This is a genomic window from Collimonas sp. GW821-FHT02H07, from assembly GCF_059421505.1.
Genome location: NZ_JBWKVC010000001.1, coordinates 714,546 through 736,303, shown reverse-complemented (window position 1 = coordinate 736,303; position 21,758 = coordinate 714,546). Strand labels below are relative to the sequence as shown.

Sequence of the window (21,758 nt, the reverse complement as noted above, 5' to 3'; positions counted from 1 at the left end):
TGCATTGAAACCAAGGCTTCCTGCTATTCAATATCAATAGGCAACAAAGGGGCCGACAGTGCCGGCGATGGTAACGCCTTCCAGCGCGGTATACACAGATTTGCCAAAGTAGAACGGCAATCCCCAATCGAAGTAGGAAGCGAAAGCCGGCCCGCCAGCCAGGTTGTTGAAGGCCGTGTTGTTCGGATTCGACTGGAACAGCGAATTGGCGTTTGCCACATTGAAGTTGACGATGCTGCTCAGGCCGTTGAGACCGGTATTCGTCGCGCTTCGGCTCAGCGTCGACAAGGGACAGTAAAAGCCGGTGTTGTTGCTGCAGGACGGGATGGTTGAATCGGCAAAGAACAAGCCGTTCGAGCCGCTGTCGAAGAAGCCCTGCATCACCTGCCCCTGGTAGAGCACGCTCAGGTTGCCTGAGCCGTTGAGCGTATAGATGCGGGCGCTGCCAAGTCCATTGTTTGATTGCGTACCGATGCCGAACACCAGCGATCCGGTGACGCCTGACGCGCCGCTGGCGCTGATGCTCGGCAACTGGACGATCGTACCGTTATTATCCTGAGCGAAAGAAGCCACCGGATTGCCCACTTGCTTGGCTAGCGGCAGCGTGGTCGCCGTGCAATTCACGCCCCCCGGACAGGAGTAGTACCAGCCTTCAAGCGCCTGGCCGGCACAGGCACTGCCGCAATCCTCGATGAATGTACTGAGGCCGATCACGCCGTTGGCATGGAAGGCAGCCACGGTATTTTCCGCCACCAGGCTGCCGGAACAGCCGTTGGGCACCGAGGTGAAGGCGCTGTCGCCGATGACGTGCACTGAAATGTTGCTGGCGACTTCGCCTGCCATACGCAGGTCGGCCTGCCGCACCGAACCCCAGCTGTAACCGTCGGCAAAGCGCGCGCATTCGGCCAGCGGATTGCCGCTGGGCGCCGCCAGCGAAGGCAATGTGATACCGGGGGACAAGACCGACGAGATGATGCGCAGGCCGCTGGAACCGGTATCGACCAGGATATGGTCGATGGTCTGGCATTGCGCGGTACTGCCGGGCGCACAGAGCGTGATCGAGACAAACGGTGAATTGACGGCATTGACCGACTGTCCGGAGACCGTCGGACCGCTGTCGATCACGATGGCCTGGACATTCTGGACCGGCTGCGGCGGTGGCGTGGGAGTGCTGTTGCCGGAACCGCCGCCACCGCCACAGGCCAGCAAGAGCGCGCTGCTGAGCAGGCAAAGCAGATAAGTCATAGAACGCATGGTCATCTCCGGTCAGCGAATGTCATTAGGGGTCACGCCTTGCGGCAGCAAGGATGGCACATAAGCGCTGCCGGCAAAGGAGCGCATATGACCGCCTGAATGCAATACCAGTTGATCCGACTGGATGGCGACCGCGCGGCGCACGGCATGGGGCGCACTGGCGGCGCTGACATACTGGTCGGCATAGGTGCCCAGCAATTCCTGCAGGTTCGGCATGTCCGGCCCCTGCCAGCTGACCGCAAACACGATGTTGGCCGGCGAGATGTATTCCCGCACCGTGGTGCCGGACGGCTGCACCGTCTCGCTGACGGTATAGCCGTTGTAGCTGCTGACGCGGGCGGCGCTGGCCTTGGCGCGCGCACTGTCGGCCTGCGCCGCGCCATTGACCGGGGCCGGCCCGGCGGCAGCGCCAAGTGCCGCAAATGCCGGCATGGATTGCGCAAACAGCAATGCGCAGATGACAGAAACGGGGAATCTCATGGCTCACCTCTGTTCGATTAGCAAATGTCTACGAAATGATACCCGATGCTGCACAGCAATTTACAAAGATGTTTTCATGTCCTTGTCATCACATGACAATCGAAATGTGCTAGAAATTTCCGCCGCTTGCAATGATTAAATTACAGCTTCGTTTCGCCCCGCCCGGCGCTGCCCGGCTTTTCTCAAATTCTGTTCTGCAAGCGGGCGCGCACAAAGCCGATATGTTCGCGCAGCACATAGAACTGGTCGGCAAACGCCAGCGGCATTTTCATGCGGTTGACCCCTTCCTCTATGCGATCCAGGCGCTGCAGCAGGTCCGCCTGCTCTTCCTCGGTATGGGTGGCGACCGCGCGCTCCAGCGTGATCAGTGCGCCATACCAGCGGTAGATGCGCGACTTGATGCGCCAGCCGTAGAGCAGCGGCACCAGCTTGAAACCTGGTATCAATAACAGGATGATGGGCAGCAGCACCACCAGGGTCCGGTCTACCAGGCTGGCCAGCCAGAACGGCAGGCCGGAGCGGTAGAAGAAACTCTTGCCCGACTTGTAGTAGCGCGTGGCGTCTTCGCTCAGCGGGTATTCGTGCGCCAGCGGCGCCGGAAATTCGCCGGCGCGCTGCAATACGTTGGCGCCGCTATGCACCTCCTTGGCGGCGTCGATCAGCATGTCGGACAGCGCCGGATGGAGGTCGTCGCGGGCGATCAGTTCGGCGGTGGGCGCAATCAGGCGAATGTCGCGGCTGGGGACATTCTTGCCCAGGTCGAACAAGCCTTTGGGAATCTTCAGCTCGTTCAGATAGCTGAAACGGCGCGCATAAGCGCCGGCCTGGGAAAAATCGAGCAGGCTGATGCCTGGCGTGTGCAGCAGCTTGACCATGGTCGGCGGCGAGGCCGAGTCGCCCATCAGGAAAGCGGCGTCGATCTTGCCGTCGGTCAGGGCCTGGGCCGCTTCATCGCCGCCCATGTCGAGCAGCTCGGTAGTGCCGCCGAGTTCGATCTCGTTGGCTTTCAACAGCGTCAGCGCCAGCACCCGCGAGCCGCTGCCGGGCACGCCGATCGCCACCCGCTTGCCGCGCAGTTCGGACAAGCGGTCCAGCCGCTCATGGCCGCGGTAGAACACCGACACCGGCACATAGGAAATGCTGCCCAGCGACACCAGGCCGTCGATCGGCATGTCGCCGGCCACCCCGCCCTGGACAAAACCGACGTCGATGCCGGAATGCGGATCGCTCAGTTTCTTCAGGTTGTCCAGCGAGCCCTCCGAGCTGACGATCTTCAGCTTGATGCCGTTGCGCGCCAGGATCGTCCGGTATTTTTCCGCGATCTTCCAGAAACTGCTGTTTTCAGAACCCGTGCTGATGGTGATGGTGCTCGGCGGCGCCGGGTGGATGAACTTGATCGCCAGCCAGATCGCGAAGATGGCCAGCAAGGCAATCGGACCGAAGCTGATCGCCAGGTCGCGCCAGGAGATCGCGACGAAGCGCGTCTTGATGTTGATTGCGGATTGCTTGAGGTCGGACGGTTTGAGTGGATTAGCCATGCGTCTTATTTTATCGTTGAAGAGCGATAGTCGGCACTTTTCTTTGCCTTATCGCTGGCGCAATGGCTCCAGCAAGTGCGACAAGGCATTGTGATCCAGTTCATACATCAGCGCCAGCAGACCGCCCAGCTCGCCTGCGGGGAAGCCTTCGCGGGCGAACCAGGCCAGGTAATCGCCCGGCAAATCGGCGATCAGCCGCCCTTTGTATTTCCCAAACGGCATCTGGCGGGTCACCGGCAGTTGTAGATGTTCCGGGTTCATGGCGTAACAGATCCTGCTCAAGGCATTGCGTAGCAAACGCGCGTATTGTGCCAAACTTCCCGCCGCCATGCGATTTTTGCAAAAACAATATCCGATGCCGCTATTTTCTCTTTCTGAGTTTTCTTTCTGAACAAGCGCCCAAACACTGAGGGAAAATCCTCTACACTGTCGACCACAAACCAAATTATCAATCGCCCATGCAAAGCAACAGCGAACCAAAGACATCTGCCGACACCGGCATCCCGGCACTGGAATGCCGCGGCCTGCGCAAGACCTACGGCCATGGCCGCGTGGTGCTGGCGCATCTCGACTTTACCCTGGCCGCCGGCGAATACGTCGCCATCATGGGCGACTCCGGGGTCGGCAAATCGACCTTGCTGAACCTGATCGCCGGCCTCGACAACGCCAACGGCGGCGCGATACTGATCGACGGCGTCAACATCTCGCACCTGGACGACGACGCCGCCACCCTTCTGCGCCGGCAAAAGCTCGGCTTCATCTTCCAGGCCTTCCACATACTGCCGCACCTGACCTTGCAGCAGAACGTCGCCCTGCCTTTGCTGCTGAATCAAGCGCCGCAGGAGCGTGCACTGGAGCTGCTGGCGGCAGTCGGCCTGGATGGCCGCGGCAACGATTTTCCGCGCCAGCTTTCGGGCGGCGAACTGCAGCGCGTCGCCATTGCGCGCGCCCTGGCGCACCGCCCCAAGCTGATCCTGGCCGACGAACCGACCGGCAACCTCGATCCGGACACGGCCCATGAAGTGCTGGCCCTGCTGCGCCAGGAAATCAAAGTCAACGGCGCCTCCGCCATCATGGTCACCCATTCCGCCGCCGCGGCAGCCAGCGCCGACCGCATCCTGATCATGAGCGCCGACGGCTTGCGCCCACTGCCGGAAAACGCCACGCTGCCGCTGCTGCAATGAGCGCGGACGCCCCTGCTGCAGTCCCGCGCCAAGGCGGCAAGCCGCTGCGCACCCTGTCGCGCTGGCTCCTGCTGGGCGAATGGCGCGCACATCCGGTGCGGGCGCTGGTAGCGATTGCCGCCATCGCGCTCGGCGTCGCCCTCGGCTACGCGGTCGACCTGATCAACGATGCTGCCTTCAACGAATTTTCCGCCGCCACCCGCAGCCTGTCCGGCCAGTCCGACCTGCAGGTGCGCGGCGTCCAGGCCTGGTTCGACGAGGCGCTCTATCCGCAGCTGGCGCAACGGCCAGGAGTGGCTGTCGCCAGTCCGGTGCTGGAACTCAACGTCACCGTGCCGGGTCAGCAAAGCGCCCTGAAAGTGCTCGGCATCGACGTCTTTCGCGCCGCGCACATTGCGCCCGACCTGGTCGGCGTGCCAGCGCCGGAACGGCCCTTCGATACGCTCTCCGACGACGCCATTTTCCTGTCGACGGCAGCGCAGGAATGGTTGCAGGTGCGGCCGGGAGAGCAGCTGGCGCTGCGCAACGGCACCGGCCTGGTCCATCTGCGGGTGGCCGGCGGCCTGGCAAGTGCGCGCGCCGGACAGCGCGTGGCCGTGATGGATATCGGCGCCGCGCAATGGCGCTTCGACCGCATCGGCAAACTGTCGCACATCGATCTCAAGCTGCAGCCCGGCGTCAACCGCGCCGCATTCAGGGAACAGCTCGGCAAGCAGTTGCCGGCCAGCGTACAAGTAGCGGCAAGCCAGGATCAGGACAGCCGCAACAATAATATGTCGCGCGCCTATCGCATCAATCTGAACGTGCTGGCGCTGGTGGCGCTGTTTACCGGCGCCTTCCTGGTGTTCTCGACGCAGGCGCTGTCGGTCATCCGGCGCCGCCCGCAATTTGCCCTGCTGCGCGTGATGGGCTTGCGCCGGGCTCAGCTGCTGCGCCAGGTGCTGCTGGAAGGCGCTCTGCTCGGCTGTCTGGGGGCGTTGCTGGGGCTGGCGCTGGGATACGCTCTGGCCGCGGCCGCCCTGCATTTCCTCGGCGGCGACCTCGGCGGCGGCTATTTCCGCGGCGTGCAGGCCAGCGTCCGCTTCGACTTGCCGGCCGCGCTGGTTTTCTTTGCCCTGGGCAGCGGCATCGCCCTGCTCGGCAGCCTGGCGCCGGCGCTGGAAGCGGCCAGGGCTAAGCCCGCGGCAGCGCTCAAATCCGGCAGCGAGGAAAGCGCGCTGGCGCGGCTGGCGACGCCATGGCCGGCGCTGGCCTGCCTGCTGCTGGGCGCCCTGCTGACCCGCTTGCCGCCGCTGTTCGGCTTGCCGGTGTTCGGCTATCTGGCCGTGGCCCTGCTGCTGATCGGCGGCATCACGCTGATGCCGCGGCTCGCTGCGCTGGCGTTTTCCGCGCTGCAGAGATTCAGCCTGGGCCGCCGCATCGGCATCGTCCAGACGCTGGTGCTGGCGCGCCTGGCCAACGTCCCGGGGCAGGCTTCGATTGCGCTAGGCGGCGTGCTTTCCAGCTTTAGCCTGATCGTGGCGATGGCCATCATGGTGGCTAGCTTCCGCGTCTCGGTCGATGACTGGATGCAGCAGTTATTGTCGGCCGACCTCTATGTACGCTCCGCCAGCAGCGGCGAAACCGGCGCCATGCGCCCTGCCGAGCAACGCCAGCTGGCGGCGGCGCCCGGCGTCGCGCGCGCCGATTTCCTGCGCAGCTCGCCGCTGACGCTGGACCCGGCGCGGCCGCCGGTGATACTGCTCGCCCGCGGCATCGACGCTGCCGATCCCGGCCGCACCCTGCCGCTGATCGGCCCGGTGCTGCCAGCGTCTGCCGTGGCCGCGGCCATTGCCGCCAACGAGCTGCCGATATGGGTGTCGGAAGCCATGGTCGATATCTATCGCTACCGCTTGGGCCAGCGCCTCATGCTGCCGCTGGCCGGCCGCAGTTATCCGGCGGTGGTGGCCGGCATCTGGCGCGACTATGCGCGGCAATCAGGCGCGATCCAGTTGCGCCTGGCGGATTACCAGCGCCTCAGCGGCGATAACGACGTCACCGACGCCGCTCTCAGCCTGCAGCGCGGCGTCGATCCCGAGACCGTGATCGCGGCGCTGCGCAAACTGCCGTTCGGCGCGGCGCTGGAGTTTTCCCAGCCGGGAGAAATCCGCGCCCTCACCTTGAAGATTTTCGACCGCAGCTTCGCCATCACCTATCTGCTGGAAATCGTCGCCATCGTGATCGGCCTGTTCGGCGTTGCCGCTACTTTCTCGGCGCAGACCCTGGCGCGCGCCAGGGAATTCGGCATGCTGCGCCATGTCGGCGTCACCCGGCGCCAGATCCTGTCCATGCTGGCGCTGGAAGGCGGCCTGCTGACGGCGCTGGGCATGGCGGTGGGCTTTCTGCTGGGCTGGGTGATCAGCCTGATCCTGGTGTTCATCGTCAATCCGCAATCGTTTCACTGGACCATGGATTTGCATATGCCCTGGTTCGGCCTCGCCATCGTGGCGTTGCTGTTGCTGGTTTCCGCCGGCGCCACGGCTTTGCTGGCGGGTCTGCGCGCGGTGTCTATCGATGTATTGCAAGCGGTGCGGGAGGATTGGTGATGTTGCAGAGAATATTCACATGGCTGCCCGGCTGCCTTCTATGCGCCATGCTGTCGTGGGCGCCGCCGTCATTCGCCGCAGCGCCAGAGTTTGTTCAGGTCGTCCCGGAAAAGGCGTTGGCGCTGCCGCGAGATACCGGCGCCCATCCTGGTTTCCGCACCGAGTGGTGGTATGCCACCGGCTGGCTGGCCCTGCCCGACGGCAAGCCGCTCGGCTTCCAGATCACGTTCTTCCGCTCCGCCACCGAACATGACCGCGCCAATCCCAGCGCCTTTGCGCCCAGCCAATTGATCATCGCCCACGCAGCGCTGTCCGATCCGAGCCTCGGCAAACTGCTGCACGATCAGAAAAGCGCCCGCGCCGGCTTCGGCCTGGCGTATGCCAAAGAGGGCAACACCGACGTCGCCCTGGATGACTGGCGGCTGCTGCGCCAGGCCGACGGCAGCTACCTGGTCAGCGCCGCCGCCCGTGACTTCACGCTGGAGCTCAGCCTGGCGCCGACCCAGCCGCCCTTGCTGCAAGGCGACGGCGGCTATTCGCGCAAAGGGCCGCTGGCAGCGCAAGCCAGCTACTACTACAGCGAACCGCAGTTGCAGGTGAGCGGCAAAGTGAGCCGCGCCGGCCAGGCCCAGGCTGTCAGCGGCAGCGCCTGGCTGGATCATGAATGGTCAACCAGCGTGCTGGCGGCCGACGCCGTCGGCTGGGACTGGCTGGGCGCCAACCTGGACGATGGCTCCGCGCTGATGGGGTTCCAGATCCGCAGTCGCGGCGGCGACAAGGTGTGGGCGCATGCGGTCTTGCGCGATGCGCACGGCCAGGTCACCCAATACGGACCGGAGCAGGTCAGCTTCGTGCCGCAACGCAGCTGGCGTTCGCCACGCACCGACGCCAGCTATCCGGTGCAAGCCGTCTTGCACACCGGCGCAATCGCATGGTCGCTGCAGCCGTTGCAGGACGATCAGGAACTCGATTCGCGGCAATCGACGGGATCAGTCTATTGGGAAGGCGCGGTCACGGTAAACCGGGACGGCAAGCGCGCCGGCCGCGGCTACCTGGAACTGACCGGCTATCTCAAGGCCTTGAAATTCTGAAATAGCCGCCTGCCGTTCGCCTTCGGCGCCATCAACCTGGCTTATGGCGCTGCCGTACTGCTGGCGTGGCGCTTCATCAGGAATCTGGCGCAATCGCGCAGTGTGCGAGCCTGATGGCAATCGATCAGCCCGGCGCTTGGTCTCAATGCTGTCCGATCGGCGCCAGGCTTCCATTTCCGTCAACGCAGGCTACACTTAGAGCCAGGACCAAAAGATGATACATTTAACCTCGATAGCTTAAATTCAACTCGCAGCATTTTTTATCGGGAGACGCATGAAAAGTCCATTGACAGGTCCATTTCTATTTCTCGCCACCATCCTCCTCGCCGGCTGCAGCATGATGCAGCCCAACGTGCGCAGCTATACGCCACCGCCGCGCAGCGCCGCGCCGGCGCCCGCACCGGTGTCGCTGTCGGAATCGCTGAGCCCGTCGGAACAGATCGTCGACATGCCGCAAGCAAGCGCGGCGCCGAAACGCGGCGAATTGTCCGACGTGGTGGAACGCATGGCGCGCCGCAACGCGTGCGCACCGGCCGCCAATGCCACGCTGATCGCCAAGACCAGTGCGGTCGAAACCTACCAGGTCAGTTGCCAGGATGGCCAGCAACAGCTATACAAGTGTGAGCTGCGGCAGTGCCGCTTGATGAATTAAAACCAGACCGACAGGTGGTTTTCATGAAAACTGCACTAGGCGTACTTGCACTCATTTCATTGCTGGCCGGCTGCGCCTATCCGCATCTGAAATGCGACGATCCCGATGCGCGCCCTAGCTGGTGCGATGATACCGGCGGCATGCGCGGCGCCAAGCATCCACAATAAGGCGCGGCCGTTTCCTCATCCGAAAACGGCCACCTGCACGGATGGCAATCGGCAGCTATAGCGGCGGCGCGGCGATGAATTCGGCAAGATGCTCCGCTTTTTCCGAAAACGCCTGCAGCGCCGGATAATCCGAGGCGATGACGATTTCCGGCAGCATCATCTGCGTGAAATTCCAGGCAACCGCGGTCGTCAGCCCAGCCTGATTCATGGTCCGGCTCGTCACTGCCAGCGGCTTTTTGCGCAATTCAAGCTCCAGCGCCTGGTAAGCCGCGAACAGCTGGCCCTGGACCCGCGCCACCCACGGCTCATGCTGCTTTTCCGGCGGCCGCAAGTTGCGCTCGTAGACGATCTGCACGCTCTTCTCGCATGCCGCCAGACCCAGGCCGATAAGCCGCAAGGCATGCAGGCGTTCGCCGATCTCTGCCGGCATCAGGCTTTTTCCCGGCGCCGCCAGCGCTTCGGCGTATTCCAGGATCAGCGTGGAATCCATCAGCACTCCGCCATCGTCGCACACCAGCGAAGGCGCCTTGACTACCGGATTGATCTGGCGGAATTGTTCAAAAGTGCTGAATACCGAAATCGATTGATGCTCGAAGGGGATGCCAAGCAATTGCAGGGAAATCGAGACGCGACGGACGTACGGTGAATCAAGCATACCGATGAGCTGCATGGTTTCTCCTGTTGAAGATGCGATAGGGCCGACGGCCGCGTCCGGCAGGTCGCGTTGCGGCGATGGAAATCGTAGCATGAAACCGCGCCAGCGCATGACGCATACCGGCGCGATGTATACCAACTTGCGGGAATGTAGGTGGCCGGCAGGCGCATGCCGCCGGAGCGGGCTAGGATTGCGAGTCAATCCAGATCTTTGCCCATTCACTGCCGAGATATTGTGCTTCAGTCTCGCTGGCCGCCGCGATCGGGGGCTTGAAGACCACTTCGATTTCCCTGTCCGGACCTGATATCGCTACCATCAGAATCACTGCTTCGAAGCTGCCGTTGGCAAGGGCATTGATTTTCAGCGAGTACCTGAAATTACCGTATTCACGCTGTGCCGCAAATAACATAAAACCTTGATCAAGAAAAATTTCAAACGCGTTTGATGCCTACTGCTTTACAACACCATCCTCGGGCTCAGCGCCTCAAGCTTCTTCCACCTCGCGCTTGGCGGGCGTCGCATAGATGTCGATGCACTTGAAGATATCCGCATAGCGCTTCGGGTCACCGCCGGATTCCAGGACTTTCTTGAATTCCGCCGCTTCGGCAGTACTGTCGAACTCGTAAGCCAATCCTTTAAAAATAACGGTCGCCTCATTCAGTCTAACCATTGCAATCTCCTTGGATTTTATTTGAAAGGAAGTGCCATCCTAGCATCGCTGAAAGTATCCTTTTTCCCCTTATCGCAAGAAAAGGTAACGACACTTGTCTTGCCGCACACACTGCGGCAGGAACGCCAAAGTCAGCGCCGCCGGTACAGGCGGCCTGCTCGGATCAGATTGATATTACGCTTTTGAAGTTCCCTGATGAACTGTCAATAGTGGCAGCAATTCCCATCCGCGCGGCGACGTCTTCAGGACTGGCCGACAAGGTTCCGCGCTGCTACCGCCCCAGACTCATTCACTGTCGTCGACGAAACGGCATCTGTCAAACAGCCAAATGTTATGGAATTGTAGATTCCCATCAAAAAATGCTAATGAACGCTCTACTGTTCGAAAAATAATGCGCGGCAAAAGAAAAAGCCCCGACATCATCAGGGCTAGTTCTCTACCACTTGCTGCGCCGCAGCAGCACCGGTAACCGGTTACTGCATTTTTTCCGGCGTCACTTCAGGCGTGGCTACAGGCGCGGCCTCCGCCTCTTTCGGCGCCGCTTCGTCCACTATCTGATAGGACGGATCGTGCACCCAGCGGCTCAAGTCCTTGCCGATGGCGACTGCGCTGCGGTCAAGAATGGTGCAAGTGCCTTTGAAGGCGCCGAACATGCCGCCCATCGACCAGCGGTTGATCTTGGTATGACGCAACACCTTGCCGCTAGGGTCCAGCAGGTCAGCGTTAACGGTGATGGCTTTCGGTCCGCTGAAAGCGCCGCCGCCGACACCCAGCACATGGGTGATCTGCAAGCGCAGCAAGGTAGCGCCAGCGCTATCGGCGCCGGCGGCAATGGTGCCGTCGCCGCCCTTGTTCAGCTTGGCCAGCGCCGGGCCGACCCGGTGCTGCAACATGTTTTCAATCTGGCACTCTTGCTTGACTTTTTCCACCACGCCGGCCTCGGGGTGATAGGTGACTGGCACTTCCAGCAAGGTGGAGCTGGCAAAAGCCGCTGTGCCGTAGCTTAACAGGCCGATCAACAACAATTTTTTCATCAATATTTCCTGAAGGGTGAGAGAAAAGAGAACATCTTGCCGAGAAGACAGCGCCAGCATTGTACATTGTTGCAAGATGAACATTTGTTCCAAAAGGAAATAAAATCCCTCCCGCCCTTTATTGCCTCGCCATGGACCGCACCATGCCCGCGAACCGCTCCAGGTCTTTGGCCGCCAGGTCCGACACCGTCCAGTAATTCATGCCGTCCCAGGTCCAGCGCACCATGTGATAGCCTTGCCGGTTTTGCAACTGCGGCGCCACGTCCCTGTCAGTCGTGGGCCAGATGTACAGATTGATCGGATGCTGCGCATGCCGGTAGATCAGCGCCGCGACAGGCTGGCCGCCGAGATAGTCAAGGCGGCCGCCGATCAGCGGAAAGCCCTGTGACGCCAGGTCGACCACCGGCGGCGAAAAATTGAGCTTGCCGTTAAACCAGGGCTTGACCGTGTGCTGGTCGGTCGAGACCACGTCCGACAGATGATCGACCTGCAGCGAGCGCACATGGCTGGCGACCACTTCATCAGTGAGCTTGTCCTGGTCCGACGGCAGATTGAGATAGAGGCCGACGCTCCAGGCCAGCGCCAGCATTGTGGCCAGCGCCGCGCCGGCATGGCGCCAGCTGATGCCCCAGTTGAAACGCCAGAAACCAGCGCTGGCGGCATCCTGCGGCAAAGCATCGATGATGCGTTGCCTCAGATGCGCCGGCGCTTCGAAATAGACGGCGCCCTTCTTGAAGCGCGCGCTGACGATGCGCTGCGCCGCGTACTCGCGCTGGCAATCGGCGCAACCTTCCAGATGACGCTGGATCTCAAGCGTCTCGACGATGCCGAGTTCCTGGTCGGCATAGGCGGGCAACAGTTCCAGTACTTCCTGATGGTCCATCATCGCTCCTGCGGTGCAGTGTCCGGCGCCAGAACCGCCGCCAGCAATTTACGGCCGCGTCCGAGGCGCGACATGACGGTGCCGATCGGTATGCCGACAATGCCGGCGATTTGCTTGTAAGACAGTTCTTCCAGTTCGCGCATCACCATCACCTCTCGGAATTCCAGCGGCAAGGCTTGCAGCGCCTGTTGCAGCTGCCGTTCGCTGTCCTTGCTGATCAGCAGCGCCTCCGGATTGTTGTCCGCCGCCATCTGGCCGATGCAGTCGCCGGCCTCGGCTTGATGCAGTTCCTCGTCGAACGAGGTCTCCTGGCGCAGCTTCTGGCGCTCCTGATGCCAGTTGTAAAAGGTATTGCGCACGATCGTCAGCAGCCAGGCGCGGCCGTCATCGCCGTGAAAGCCGTCGAAAAACCTGTAAGCCCGCAAATAAGCCTCTTGCACTACATCCTCCGCATCTTGGTGGTTGCGCGTCAGCCAGCACGCCAGGTTGAACGCCGAGTTCAGGTGCGGCAGCACGACAGCTTGGAATCGTTTCTTTTTTATCGAATCGCTCATTCACGCGTTTCCATGGTTCATGCAACACTAGACCGCCGATATGCAGAATATATTCCCGAAAAGACGATTAAAACAAAAAAACGGGAATAAATAACAGGGTACACCGGTATAGGATTTTGTCGATCAAGTGATCGCGATAGTCACGGAGGGATCATGAAACAAGCCCATGCCGGCGCCCACGCCATCAACCGCCGCAGCTTTCTCCGGCTGGCGGGATTAGGCGGCGCCATCTATGTCTCCGGCCTGAGCGGCTGGTCCAGCGCCGCCGCCCTGCCAGGGGGGGCGAACGAAGACTTCTTTTTCGTCCAGCTGTCCGATACCCACTGGGGTTTTGAGGGAGCGCCCAATCCGGATGCCCGCGGCACCTTGCAGAAGGCGGTGACGGCAGTCAACAGCCTGGAGCAGATCCCGGATTTCATCGTCTTCACCGGCGACCTGACGCATACCACCGACGATCCGCAGGAACGCCGCCGGCGTTTGCGCGAGTTCAAGGACATCGCGGCCGGACTGAAGGTAAAGAATGTGCACTTCATGCCCGGCGAGCATGATGCTTCGCTGGACCACGGCGAAGCCTATCAGGAATTTTTCGGCAAAACCCACTACAGCTTCGCCCACAAAGGCGTCAACTTCATCGTCATCGACAATGTCTCCGATCCCACCGGCGCCATCGGCGAGACCCAGCTGGCGTGGCTGGCCGATGAGCTGCAGCAGCTGCCGCCGCAAGCCCGCATCGTGGTCTTCACGCACCGCCCCTTGTTCGATCTCTATCCGCAATGGGACTGGGCCACGCGCGACGGCGCCAAGGCCGTCGAGCTGCTGCAGGCACATGCCAACGTGACCGTGTTCTACGGCCATATCCATCAGGAGCATCACCACATGACCGGCCATATTGCCCATCATGCGGCGAAGTCGCTGATTTTCCCGCTGCCGGCGCCGGGTTCTCAACCCAAACGCACGCCCCTGCCTTGGGATGACGCTTATCCCTATCGCGGCCTCGGTTACCGCCAAGTGGCGACAGAGAGCGCCCGGCCGACGGACTACAAACTGACTGAACTGCCGGTACTGAAAGGCTAATCATGGATCTCCTCTACAAACGCCGCCTGCTGCTGGCAGGCGTAGCTGCCGGCAGCCTGGCCGCAGTCACCCGGCTGGCGCTGGCGCAAACGCCGGAACGGGTCATCAAGATCGTCGCCAAGAAATTCGACTACACGCCGAGCGTAATCCGCCTGAAAAAGAATGTGCCGGTGACGCTGGAGTTCACCGCGCTGGACGCCGTCATGGGCTTCAATCTGCCGGACTTCGCCATTCGCACCGATATTCTTCCCGGCGCCGCCTCGCGCCTGCGCTTCACGCCCGACAAGAGCGGTGAATTTGCCTTTCACTGCGATGTGTTCTGCGGCTCCGGCCACGAAACCATGACCGGTTCCGTGATCGTGACCTGAAGGCGGGAGCGCTGTCAGGGATGCAGCTTCTTGCGTTCGCTCAGCATCTGGGTGAAGGCCGCGATCCGTTTGGCGCGAGTTTCGGTCTTCTTCGCGGTCTGGATCCGGAACAGGACGGCATAGCGGTTCTGGGCATCGAGCGCGGCAAAAAATGCCCGCGCCGCGGGATTGGCGTCGAGCGCCGCCTGCAGATCATCGGGGATCGCTGAGGTGCGCGCCGAATCGTAGGCGGCCTCCCAGCGGCCATCGCTTTTTGCCCGGTCCACTTCCTGCAGTCCCGCCGGCTGCATCTGGCCCGAGGCGATCAGCGCCAGCGCCTTGTCCCTATTGATCTTGGACCAGATGCTGCGCGCCGAACGCGGCGTAAATCGTTGCAGCCAGTATTGCATGTCGTCGCTTTTCTTCTGGCCGTCGATCCAGCCGTAGCATAGGGCCAGCTCCAGCGCTTCCGGATGGGATATGGAGCTGCATTCAGCATTTTTCTTGGCGAACCTCAGCCATACGCCGGGCGACTTGCCGTGGTTCTTCTTCAACCATGCCGCCCAGGCCTTCCTGTCGTCAAACAGCAGTATCGATGCATCCTCAGTCGGCTTGCGATCCAGGCTCATGGGCTTTTCCGCGGCAAAAGAGAGGTGTCTATTATTGCCGCTCATTTCCCTTAAAGCAATATCCTCACAAAATCTCAGCCCTGACCGGACAGGACTTCGAAGCCTTGTTCTCGCTTCGTTGCCAGTTGCGAAAACTTATGAAGAACAAAAGCACGAACAGTCATTGCACGAATCTTGATTTGCCAGCATTTCATCGGCGAGTTGCCGCGCCAGCTTGCGTTTCATAGCAACACCCGGAGTTCGACTCCGTCATGCATGCGCCTCCTCTCATTTGCTGTTGACTCCTTGCTGCATGGATCCCATTATCAACCGCAGCCAGTCTGAACCCGCTTCAATCTTGCCGTTATATGGCTTTCCTTCGTTGCCGCCTTTCGGCGCGGGCAAGCCATGAGCATTACGCATGCTCTTTTTGTTTGCTTTTTTCTCTGCCTTCCGCCGGATATCATCGGCTTGGGCGACGATCTTTTCGAACTGCACCAACAATTCAGGATCGTCCTTCACTTCTTCCTTCAAGCGATGCCAGAGGCCGCTCAGATTCCAGCGCCGAAAGCGCATGTATGCCGTATTCCATTTGCCGAATTCAGGCGGCAGATTGCGCCATTGGCGCGCGTCGGCATACCAGAATACCGCTTCGACGAACAGCCTGTTGTCGCGCCCCCGCATGCCTGAATCCCCCTCTCTGCCAAGCAGCAGCGGCTCCAGCTTTTCCCATTGATCATCTCTAAGAATCATTTTTTACACCCGTGATGGTTATCAATAAAATTTCCCTGCGGCGGCGCTGGGAACGCCGCCCGTGCGCGCTAGGGCATCCCTGCCCGCGCCTCTGCCCTGAGCATCTCTACATAAGCGCCGGGGGACATTTTTTTCTGCTGGCGAAACACCCGGCAAAAATGCGACTGCTCGGCAAAACCGCAGCGCCAGCCAATCTCAGCCAAAGACATGGCCTGCACATCTTTTTCCGCCAGCAGGCGAATCGCGGCATCCAGCCGGATATCGCGCAACATGGAATGGAAACTGCTGTCATTGCCGGCATTCAGGAAAACATGATGAACATTGCGCACCGACATCCGGAACGCATCAGCCATGGTTTGCGCCGTCACGCTTGCATCGTGGTAGTTCTGCCTTAGCCACAACACCATGCCGCGGAGCAGTTCGCCGCGCTGCCGCAGATTGCGCGCCTGGCTGCTTTCCGCTTTTGGCAGACCCGCCTCCTTGAAAGCGAAACGCATGAGGGACGCGATATGGTCGGCGATCAATGCCTGTTCATAAAAACTTACCGGCGCTTGCAAAATTTCGGCGTTGAGATTGCGGAGATAGGCGGACAACACCGCACCCCAGCCACTGCTCCCTTTCAGTACATGGGCGACGCAATGCTCGACTTGCGGAATCCAGTGATTGACGAATGCTTCGGACAAGGAAATCACCCGCGCGTCAGTCACTTGTTCTTTCACGCTGGACGACAGCAGGTGCGAATCGATCAGCACCATGTCGCCGCTGGCTATGTCGACCGTGCGGCCCAGCTGGTTCAGCACGTGGCGCCCGTCCTCCGTCAGCACCAGATGGAAACGCAGCGACGGCACGTCCCGCAATAAAGTTTCAGTCCGCGCGATGGTGACCGCCGGCCCGAAATAGCGCGTCACGGCAATCGGCCCCATGGATATCGACTCGACGCCGCCGTAAAATTCCGCCTGCTGCTGGCAACTCACTTCCACCGCGTGCAGGCGGCGGCTTAGCTCCTTGGTCCAGTATTCAAGCTTAAGGTGCTCAGGCAGGTTCTCTGTCGTAAAAACATGGGTTTTTGGGTTTTCCATTTTTTCTCCAGCAATGCAGTAACGAATTTCGGCATGGTTGATCCAGGTTGGCAGTGATCGTAAAAATGCATGGTTGTCAAACTTGACAATACAAACTCGCCCCCAGAACCTGCCCTTCATACGCGTCGACCGGAGTTGCTGCGCCAGCGTCACGACAGGCAAACGCAGGCCGCTCCTTGAGTTGGCGCGAACAGGGAAGATCGGGTTTTGCATCCGGCAGGATTGCTCGTTATTCAGCGTGACGGGAGAGTTGCAGGAACACGACCAGCTGTGGCTCCTGCATCGGGTAACGAGGGCGGACAGAAGTCCGCCGCGTTACCGAAAGTAATCCTCACACAGATTCTGTGAGCGATACGTGAACGAGATGAAATTTGACATTGCCTTGACAATTCACGACAGGCGAATTGCCGCGCGCGCCGCTTCCGGCCGGCAATCGATACGGAAGGAAGTGATAGCTTGGTCGGGTATTTGACCCTAGGTTTCGACCCAGTCCGCCAGTTGCTCCAGTCCTTGCGCGACGTGATCAGGAGATTGGCCCAACTCGTCGAAGGTATTGCCTGCACGGTTGATCCAGCACACGGGATAACCGAAATGGCGCGCTCCCGATGCGTCCCAGGCGTTCGAAGAAACAAACAAGAGCTCGGAGCGGTGACGCTGCATCTGTTGTTCAGCCAACTGGTAAACGCTGTCATGCGGCTTGAAGATCCGGACGTTGTCGGCGCTGATCAGATGGGCGAAGCGATGTTCCAGCTGCGACGCCGCGACCACGCTGCGGATCGAATTGACCGAGCCGTTGGAAAGAATCGCGAGCGGTATCGCCATCGCCTGCAGCCTGGCGAGCGCGGCCGGCACCTCGGGAAAGGGCTGGATCCTGAGATATTCCCGGCACAGCGCGGAGCAGGCCGCCTGGTCCAGCGGCAGTTTCAAGTGGCGCGATGCAAACACCAAGGCGTCATGCGTGACCTGTTCGAAATCGACATATGCCCCCATCAGGCTGCGCAGCCAGGTGTATTCAAGCTGCTTTTGCCGCCACACGGCGCTCATCTCTCGACCTCGGCCAGGATGGTAGATGTCGCACGGCGCCGCGACCGAATGCACATCGTAAAGCGTGCCGTAGAGATCGAATACGATACCTCTTATATTTTTCATTGCCGTTCCTCTGTAAGCTCGTTTATGACAGCAATCCAGGCCGGCATCTCCTGCCGCCATAGAGATCACCTCTGCAGCGTAAATGAAAAAAATCCTTGCCGCTTTCCTTTTGCTCGCACCGCTGATCGTGCATGCGCACAAGATCGTCCACATAGCCGACGGCGACAGCCTGACGCTGCAGGCTGGCCGCAAACTGCTCAAGCTGCGCCTGGCCGGCATCGACGCGCCGGAGATAAAGCAAGCGTTCGGCCCGCAGGCCAGGCAATCACTGTACCAGCTGTGCTGGGGCAAAGATGTGCGATACACCGCCAAAGCGATCGATCAATTCGGCCGTACCGTGGGGACGCTGCGTTGCGACGGCATTGACGTCAGCCGGGCCCAGGTGGAACGCGGCATGGCCTGGGCTGCTCCGCGCAGCGCAAACGGCAGCCGTCTGAAGATACTGGAGACAGCCGCCCGCAACGCAAGGACAGGATTATGGTCAGACCCGCGTCCGCTCGCCCCTTGGCATTTCCGCCACGGAACAGCCACCGGCGCCACCTGCCAGGTCGGGCCACGCGGCGGCCGCTATCAATGGATTAACGGACGCAAAGTATACGGCTGCTAAATCATGTTAAATTTGCTTTGTCTTGAATCCGAATCTCGCTCGCCCGTTTCGCCCGGGCTCAACCGATGCAAATCTTAATGCGACTACAAAAACTGCCCGCCGGACTTTCCCTCTGCCTGCTTGGCCTGATGCTGGCCGGCTGCTGCAAGAATAATCAGACGACCTCCTGCGACAACGCCGCCAGCAGTAACACCAGCGCCGGCAGCAGCGATGGCAGCGGCAATCATGTGCGCTTTAACCAGCCCACCGGGATTGCAGTCGACGCCGGCGGCAACCTGTTCGTCAGCGACACCGGCAATAACACCATCCGCAAAATCACTGCAGCCGGCGTCGCCACTACCGTCGCCGGAAGCGCAGGCAATGTCGGCAGTACGGATGGCGCCGCTCTGAGCGCGTTGTTCAACCAGCCCGGCGGCATTGCGGTTGATGGCGCGGGCAACCTGTATGTGGCAGACACCCGGAACAACACCATCCGCAAGGTGAGCGCGACCGGCATCGTCTCGACCCTGGCCGGCAGCGCTGGGCAAAGCGGCCAGGCTGACGGCATTGCGGGAAATGCCCGCTTCAACCAACCTTGGGGCGTCGTGCTAGACCCGGCCGGCAACCTGTATGTCGCCGACACCGGCAACGATACCGTGCGCAAGGTCAGTCCGGCGGGCCAGGTCACGACGCTGGCGGGCGCCGCCGGCAACGCCGGCAGCCAGGATGGCGCCGGCAGCAATGCTCAGTTCAATTTACCGCAAGGCATCGCCATCGACAGCGCGGCGAATCTGTATGTCGCCGACACCAGCAACAACACGATCCGTAAATTGACCCAGGCCGGCGTCGTCAGCACGCTGGCCGGTACTGCCGGCAACAGCGGCGGCAGCGACGGCAGCGGCCAACGCGCCAGCTTCAGCCAGCCGAACGGCATCGTAGTGGATAGCTCGGGCAATATCCGTGTGGCGGACAGCGGCAACCAGCTGATACGCAGCGTCTCCGCTTCCGGCGTCGTCAGCACCCTAGCGGGGGCAGCCGGCAATGCCGGCGCCACGGACGGCAGCGGCAACAAAGCCCGCTTCAGCCTGCCCAAGGGCATCGCCAGCGATGCCGCCAACAACATGTATATTGCCGACACCGGCAACAACCTGCTACGCAAGGTGACGCCGGACGGCCAGGTCACCACCTTGCTATCCGGCGGCAACGGCTCGTCGTGCCTGTGCCTTTTCAATTTCTGATCTATATCGGCAAGCGCTGCGTACCCTGCGTCATTTCTTGCTATCCCGCTCAGTTACTTGCAATAAAACCATCCATCCTGTGAATTTGTGGAAAAATTGCCAAATGAACAGCGCAAGTCGGCGGGATTTATTGGACATTCGCTGAAATTGATGCGATAGTTGCATAATAGAAACTAATTAATTGCCCAAAAGATACAATTGTTTGCAATTGAACATGCCAGACTGATATAAAGTCAATGTTGCATGTGTGAATTAAACACTCAATCTGGCGCCGCTATCCAAAAGTCCCGGCAGTCATTTTAGTGACTGGAATTTTGTCCTGCGCTTGATCCTCATCAGACAGAACATTCTGTTTTAACTCGTCTGGCGGCGGCACGGCCAGCATCACTTAAGTCTCAATCTCAATAAGGGAGCATTACCATGGCAATCGACGTATACCTGCAAATCAACGGCATCAAAGGCGAATCGACCGACAGCGCCCACAAGGACTGGATCGAATGCAAATCGGTGCAATGGGAAGTGCTGCAGCCGAAGTCGGCTACGGCATCGACCGGCGGCGGCCACACAGCCGAGCGCTGCGAGCACAAGGACATCGTGATCACCAAGATCGCCGACCTGGCTACGCCTTTGCTGCTGCAGAACTGCTCGTCCGGCAAGACCATCGACAGCGCCAAGTTCGAATTCCTGCGCGCCGACGGCAAGGGCGACCGCATCAAGTATTTCGAAATCGAGCTGTCGAACCTGCTGATTTCCGATGTCACGCCATCCGTCACTGAAGGCGACGTGCTGAGCGAAACAGTCAGCCTGAAGTACTCCAAGGTCAAATGGAAGTACACCCAGCAAAAAATCGGCGGCGGCTCCGGCGGCAACACTTCCGGCGGCTGGGATCTGTCGACCAACAAGATCGTATAATTCCCGATACCGGCAAACAGAACCGCAGCATCTCGACGCTGCGGTTTTTTTTCGTCCATATTGCAAGGCGCACTTGCATCTCTTGCTGCCAGCGGCAACTCAGTCCGCTCTAGTTTCAAGTCCCACTACGCGTAACTTGCCATCGCGAGCAACTAGCGACGCTACGCCTTTAATCGAATTTATCGACATCACCATTGATAATGATTATCGTTTGCGATAAAATAGAGACAATTCGACTTCGCTGATTTATCCGCTTCTTGCCGGCGCTGCAGGTATCCGCCGCATCAACGCGCGCTACGCCGTTATCTGACAATCTCGCCGTTAGATAACGTGCCGCATGCACAGTGAGCATCACGCCAGATGCTCATCTTCGATGTTCATCCAAAATCATTTTTTGCCAGCCGCGCCGCCAGCAAGGACTTCACTCTGCGGCGCAGGCCCGCGCAACGACGCGCCCTTCCCCGCAAATATCGTTTCTTTTTTTACAGGGATTCCCATGAGAAAACGCTTGCCTTATTTTTTTCGCACAACATCCATTGTTGTTGCTGGATTACTCGTTGCGCCGGCATCGGCTATCGAAACAAATTCCGAATCTTCTGACACCGAAGACCAAGTGCACGTGAGGCGTGCATTCGATGCCTTGAGTCACTCCAAGGCAAGACGCGCTCTCGATGCCTTATCGCCCATGGAACGCAAGAAACTGTTTTCGTCGCGGACTGCAAAGATTGCACCGAAGCCGGCCAGGCGTTTTCTTCAGGACGACAGCGACGACTGCATCAGCGTAGAGGACTACAGCGAGAATAGCGTCGGATTCAGAATGGGAGTGCATCCTGACGGCGTGAAATTCAACGGCGGGATTGATAACAAAGGGAATGGCAGCGAATCATTCGGGTCTCCTGCACCGGCCTCCCGCAAGCACTCAGCCTTTTGCGCATTGTCATCTCCCGAAACAACATCGACACGCCAGCCAAATCCGCTTGAATATCCAGGTCACGTGCATGACCTGGATACCTTGCCACCTTTCAACGATCGTCATTTACCCGCTTCAGAACTGGGCGAATCACTGCGCAGGCAGCGATATGCAGACGACCAGCCGCGACAGCCGGCGCCCCCTCCCTCGATGCCGGTGACGGTGGACACCTATCGCGAAGGCAGGTCAAGCCGCAGCCCTGAGCTGCCTGGCAGAGTGATCGTCACCACCCCTGGCGGAGGTCTGAAAATGAAAATGCAGTAGCCGCGGTCCTGCCCTCCCTTCCCGGGCCGCT

25 protein-coding genes are annotated in these 21,758 nt (G+C 60.3%); 11 read left to right on the top strand and 14 right to left on the bottom strand.

The features are described 5' to 3' along the window. Positions 1-33: 33 nt before the first annotated feature. The 4 genes from AC07V8_RS03135 to AC07V8_RS03120 form a co-directional block, all read right to left on the bottom strand. On the bottom strand, positions 34-1,254 hold the full coding sequence (locus AC07V8_RS03135) for a DUF3443 domain-containing protein (protein ID WP_494676695.1): 1,221 nt from the start codon (positions 1,252-1,254) through the stop codon (positions 34-36). Positions 1,255-1,266: 12 nt separating this feature from the next. Beyond that, positions 1,267-1,734, bottom strand: a complete 468-nt coding sequence (locus tag AC07V8_RS03130) for a DUF2844 domain-containing protein (protein WP_494676696.1) — start codon at positions 1,732-1,734, stop codon at positions 1,267-1,269. Between the two features lie 182 nt (positions 1,735-1,916). Next, entirely contained in the window at positions 1,917-3,272 is a 1,356-nt protein-coding gene (locus tag AC07V8_RS03125) for a TAXI family TRAP transporter solute-binding subunit (RefSeq protein WP_494676697.1), read from the bottom strand. 48 nt (positions 3,273-3,320) lie between these two features. Continuing rightward, a complete protein-coding gene (locus tag AC07V8_RS03120) occupies positions 3,321-3,533 on the bottom strand; it encodes a DUF3820 family protein (RefSeq protein ID WP_494676698.1) in 213 nt (70 codons plus the stop codon). A gap of 197 nt (positions 3,534-3,730) precedes the next feature. Between AC07V8_RS03120 and AC07V8_RS03115 the strand changes: the two genes are divergently transcribed. The 5 genes from AC07V8_RS03115 to AC07V8_RS03095 all read left to right on the top strand — a co-directional run bounded on the left by AC07V8_RS03115 (position 3,731) and on the right by AC07V8_RS03095 (position 8,951). After that, positions 3,731-4,456 (top strand): ABC transporter ATP-binding protein, encoded by a 726-nt coding sequence (locus tag AC07V8_RS03115; RefSeq protein ID WP_494676699.1) that lies wholly within the window; start codon positions 3,731-3,733, stop codon positions 4,454-4,456. Beyond that, positions 4,453-7,041, top strand: coding sequence for an ABC transporter permease (locus tag AC07V8_RS03110; RefSeq protein ID WP_494676700.1), 2,589 nt, complete (start codon positions 4,453-4,455; stop codon positions 7,039-7,041). Before AC07V8_RS03115 ends, AC07V8_RS03110 begins: the two co-directional genes overlap by 4 nt. A gap of 47 nt (positions 7,042-7,088) precedes the next feature. Then, positions 7,089-8,132: a lipocalin-like domain-containing protein gene (locus AC07V8_RS03105; RefSeq protein WP_494677222.1), complete on the top strand. Its 1,044-nt coding sequence runs from the start codon at positions 7,089-7,091 to the stop codon at positions 8,130-8,132. Positions 8,133-8,406: 274 nt separating this feature from the next. After that, positions 8,407-8,784: a hypothetical protein gene (locus tag AC07V8_RS03100; RefSeq protein ID WP_211441043.1), complete on the top strand. Its 378-nt coding sequence runs from the start codon at positions 8,407-8,409 to the stop codon at positions 8,782-8,784. A 23-nt stretch (positions 8,785-8,807) separates the two neighbouring features. Continuing rightward, positions 8,808-8,951, top strand: a complete 144-nt coding sequence (locus tag AC07V8_RS03095; protein ID WP_494676701.1) for a hypothetical protein — start codon at positions 8,808-8,810, stop codon at positions 8,949-8,951. A gap of 55 nt (positions 8,952-9,006) precedes the next feature. Here AC07V8_RS03095 and AC07V8_RS03090 read toward each other — a convergent pair whose 3' ends face one another. The 6 genes from AC07V8_RS03090 to AC07V8_RS03065 all read right to left on the bottom strand — a co-directional run bounded on the left by AC07V8_RS03090 (position 9,007) and on the right by AC07V8_RS03065 (position 12,747). Then, positions 9,007-9,621 (bottom strand): glutathione S-transferase, encoded by a 615-nt coding sequence (locus AC07V8_RS03090; protein WP_494677223.1) that lies wholly within the window; start codon positions 9,619-9,621, stop codon positions 9,007-9,009. A 169-nt stretch (positions 9,622-9,790) separates the two neighbouring features. After that, positions 9,791-10,015 carry a hypothetical protein gene (locus AC07V8_RS03085; protein ID WP_494676702.1) on the bottom strand — a complete coding sequence of 75 codons (225 nt, stop codon included), beginning with the start codon at positions 10,013-10,015 and terminating at the stop codon, positions 9,791-9,793. A 75-nt stretch (positions 10,016-10,090) separates the two neighbouring features. Then, positions 10,091-10,276 carry a hypothetical protein gene (locus AC07V8_RS03080; protein ID WP_211441039.1) on the bottom strand — a complete coding sequence of 62 codons (186 nt, stop codon included), beginning with the start codon at positions 10,274-10,276 and terminating at the stop codon, positions 10,091-10,093. Positions 10,277-10,749: 473 nt separating this feature from the next. Further along, on the bottom strand, positions 10,750-11,310 hold the full coding sequence (locus tag AC07V8_RS03075; protein WP_494676703.1) for a hypothetical protein: 561 nt from the start codon (positions 11,308-11,310) through the stop codon (positions 10,750-10,752). A gap of 118 nt (positions 11,311-11,428) precedes the next feature. After that, on the bottom strand, positions 11,429-12,196 hold the full coding sequence (locus AC07V8_RS03070) for an anti-sigma factor family protein (RefSeq protein WP_494676704.1): 768 nt from the start codon (positions 12,194-12,196) through the stop codon (positions 11,429-11,431). After that, positions 12,193-12,747, bottom strand: a complete 555-nt coding sequence (locus tag AC07V8_RS03065; protein ID WP_494676705.1) for a sigma-70 family RNA polymerase sigma factor — start codon at positions 12,745-12,747, stop codon at positions 12,193-12,195. The genes AC07V8_RS03070 and AC07V8_RS03065 overlap by 4 nt, the downstream gene beginning before the upstream one ends. A 153-nt stretch (positions 12,748-12,900) precedes the next feature. Here AC07V8_RS03065 and AC07V8_RS03060 point away from each other — a divergent pair, with 153 nt between their 5' ends. Next, positions 12,901-13,821: a metallophosphoesterase family protein gene (locus tag AC07V8_RS03060; protein ID WP_494676706.1), complete on the top strand. Its 921-nt coding sequence runs from the start codon at positions 12,901-12,903 to the stop codon at positions 13,819-13,821. Between the two features lie 2 nt (positions 13,822-13,823). After that, complete coding sequence (locus AC07V8_RS03055) at positions 13,824-14,189, top strand: cupredoxin domain-containing protein (RefSeq protein WP_494676707.1); 366 nt, start codon at positions 13,824-13,826, stop codon at positions 14,187-14,189. A 14-nt stretch (positions 14,190-14,203) separates the two neighbouring features. Here AC07V8_RS03055 and AC07V8_RS03050 read toward each other — a convergent pair whose 3' ends face one another. The 4 genes from AC07V8_RS03050 to AC07V8_RS03035 all read right to left on the bottom strand — a co-directional run bounded on the left by AC07V8_RS03050 (position 14,204) and on the right by AC07V8_RS03035 (position 17,757). Then, the gene (locus tag AC07V8_RS03050; RefSeq protein ID WP_494676708.1) at positions 14,204-14,797 is read right to left on the bottom strand and encodes a YdeI/OmpD-associated family protein; all 594 of its coding nucleotides are present in this window, start codon (positions 14,795-14,797) and stop codon (positions 14,204-14,206) included. Positions 14,798-15,064: 267 nt separating this feature from the next. Beyond that, a complete protein-coding gene (locus AC07V8_RS03045; protein ID WP_494676709.1) occupies positions 15,065-15,529 on the bottom strand; it encodes a transposase in 465 nt (154 codons plus the stop codon). Positions 15,530-15,597: 68 nt separating this feature from the next. Continuing rightward, a complete protein-coding gene (locus tag AC07V8_RS03040) occupies positions 15,598-16,821 on the bottom strand; it encodes an AraC family transcriptional regulator (RefSeq protein ID WP_494676710.1) in 1,224 nt (407 codons plus the stop codon). A 261-nt stretch (positions 16,822-17,082) separates the two neighbouring features. Continuing rightward, on the bottom strand, positions 17,083-17,757 hold the full coding sequence (locus AC07V8_RS03035) for a haloacid dehalogenase type II (protein ID WP_494676711.1): 675 nt from the start codon (positions 17,755-17,757) through the stop codon (positions 17,083-17,085). An 82-nt stretch (positions 17,758-17,839) separates the two neighbouring features. Here AC07V8_RS03035 and AC07V8_RS03030 point away from each other — a divergent pair, with 82 nt between their 5' ends. From AC07V8_RS03030 to AC07V8_RS03015, 4 genes are all read left to right on the top strand, one after another. After that, entirely contained in the window at positions 17,840-18,364 is a 525-nt protein-coding gene (locus AC07V8_RS03030) for a thermonuclease family protein (RefSeq protein WP_494676712.1), read from the top strand. 77 nt (positions 18,365-18,441) lie between these two features. Beyond that, positions 18,442-19,581, top strand: a complete 1,140-nt coding sequence (locus tag AC07V8_RS03025) for an NHL repeat-containing protein (protein ID WP_494676713.1) — start codon at positions 18,442-18,444, stop codon at positions 19,579-19,581. Between the two features lie 420 nt (positions 19,582-20,001). After that, the gene (locus AC07V8_RS03020; protein WP_211441025.1) at positions 20,002-20,493 is read left to right on the top strand and encodes an Hcp family type VI secretion system effector; all 492 of its coding nucleotides are present in this window, start codon (positions 20,002-20,004) and stop codon (positions 20,491-20,493) included. Between the two features lie 373 nt (positions 20,494-20,866). Continuing rightward, positions 20,867-21,727, top strand: a complete 861-nt coding sequence (locus AC07V8_RS03015) for a hypothetical protein (RefSeq protein WP_494676714.1) — start codon at positions 20,867-20,869, stop codon at positions 21,725-21,727. Positions 21,728-21,758: the final 31 nt, after the last annotated feature.

Bases quoted from the DNA above. Each gene is read 5' to 3' on its own strand.
- AC07V8_RS03135 (WP_494676695.1), bottom strand. From the start codon at position 1,254: ATGCGTTCTATGACTTATCTGCTTTGCCTGCTCAGCAGCGCGCTCTTG.
- AC07V8_RS03130 (WP_494676696.1), bottom strand. From the start codon at position 1,734: ATGAGATTCCCCGTTTCTGTCATCTGCGCATTGCTGTTTGCGCAATCC.
- AC07V8_RS03125 (WP_494676697.1), bottom strand. From the start codon at position 3,272: ATGGCTAATCCACTCAAACCGTCCGACCTCAAGCAATCCGCAATCAAC.
- AC07V8_RS03120 (WP_494676698.1), bottom strand. From the start codon at position 3,533: ATGAACCCGGAACATCTACAACTGCCGGTGACCCGCCAGATGCCGTTT.
- AC07V8_RS03115 (WP_494676699.1), top strand. From the start codon at position 3,731: ATGCAAAGCAACAGCGAACCAAAGACATCTGCCGACACCGGCATCCCG.
- AC07V8_RS03110 (WP_494676700.1), top strand. From the start codon at position 4,453: ATGAGCGCGGACGCCCCTGCTGCAGTCCCGCGCCAAGGCGGCAAGCCG.
- AC07V8_RS03105 (WP_494677222.1), top strand. From the start codon at position 7,089: ATGCTGTCGTGGGCGCCGCCGTCATTCGCCGCAGCGCCAGAGTTTGTT.
- AC07V8_RS03100 (WP_211441043.1), top strand. From the start codon at position 8,407: ATGAAAAGTCCATTGACAGGTCCATTTCTATTTCTCGCCACCATCCTC.
- AC07V8_RS03095 (WP_494676701.1), top strand. From the start codon at position 8,808: ATGAAAACTGCACTAGGCGTACTTGCACTCATTTCATTGCTGGCCGGC.
- AC07V8_RS03090 (WP_494677223.1), bottom strand. From the start codon at position 9,621: ATGCAGCTCATCGGTATGCTTGATTCACCGTACGTCCGTCGCGTCTCG.
- AC07V8_RS03085 (WP_494676702.1), bottom strand. From the start codon at position 10,015: ATGTTATTTGCGGCACAGCGTGAATACGGTAATTTCAGGTACTCGCTG.
- AC07V8_RS03080 (WP_211441039.1), bottom strand. From the start codon at position 10,276: ATGGTTAGACTGAATGAGGCGACCGTTATTTTTAAAGGATTGGCTTAC.
- AC07V8_RS03075 (WP_494676703.1), bottom strand. From the start codon at position 11,310: ATGAAAAAATTGTTGTTGATCGGCCTGTTAAGCTACGGCACAGCGGCT.
- AC07V8_RS03070 (WP_494676704.1), bottom strand. From the start codon at position 12,196: ATGATGGACCATCAGGAAGTACTGGAACTGTTGCCCGCCTATGCCGAC.
- AC07V8_RS03065 (WP_494676705.1), bottom strand. From the start codon at position 12,747: ATGAGCGATTCGATAAAAAAGAAACGATTCCAAGCTGTCGTGCTGCCG.
- AC07V8_RS03060 (WP_494676706.1), top strand. From the start codon at position 12,901: ATGAAACAAGCCCATGCCGGCGCCCACGCCATCAACCGCCGCAGCTTT.
- AC07V8_RS03055 (WP_494676707.1), top strand. From the start codon at position 13,824: ATGGATCTCCTCTACAAACGCCGCCTGCTGCTGGCAGGCGTAGCTGCC.
- AC07V8_RS03050 (WP_494676708.1), bottom strand. From the start codon at position 14,797: ATGAGCCTGGATCGCAAGCCGACTGAGGATGCATCGATACTGCTGTTT.
- AC07V8_RS03045 (WP_494676709.1), bottom strand. From the start codon at position 15,529: ATGATTCTTAGAGATGATCAATGGGAAAAGCTGGAGCCGCTGCTGCTT.
- AC07V8_RS03040 (WP_494676710.1), bottom strand. From the start codon at position 16,821: ATGCAAAACCCGATCTTCCCTGTTCGCGCCAACTCAAGGAGCGGCCTG.
- AC07V8_RS03035 (WP_494676711.1), bottom strand. From the start codon at position 17,757: ATGAAAAATATAAGAGGTATCGTATTCGATCTCTACGGCACGCTTTAC.
- AC07V8_RS03030 (WP_494676712.1), top strand. From the start codon at position 17,840: ATGAAAAAAATCCTTGCCGCTTTCCTTTTGCTCGCACCGCTGATCGTG.
- AC07V8_RS03025 (WP_494676713.1), top strand. From the start codon at position 18,442: ATGCGACTACAAAAACTGCCCGCCGGACTTTCCCTCTGCCTGCTTGGC.
- AC07V8_RS03020 (WP_211441025.1), top strand. From the start codon at position 20,002: ATGGCAATCGACGTATACCTGCAAATCAACGGCATCAAAGGCGAATCG.
- AC07V8_RS03015 (WP_494676714.1), top strand. From the start codon at position 20,867: ATGTTCATCCAAAATCATTTTTTGCCAGCCGCGCCGCCAGCAAGGACT.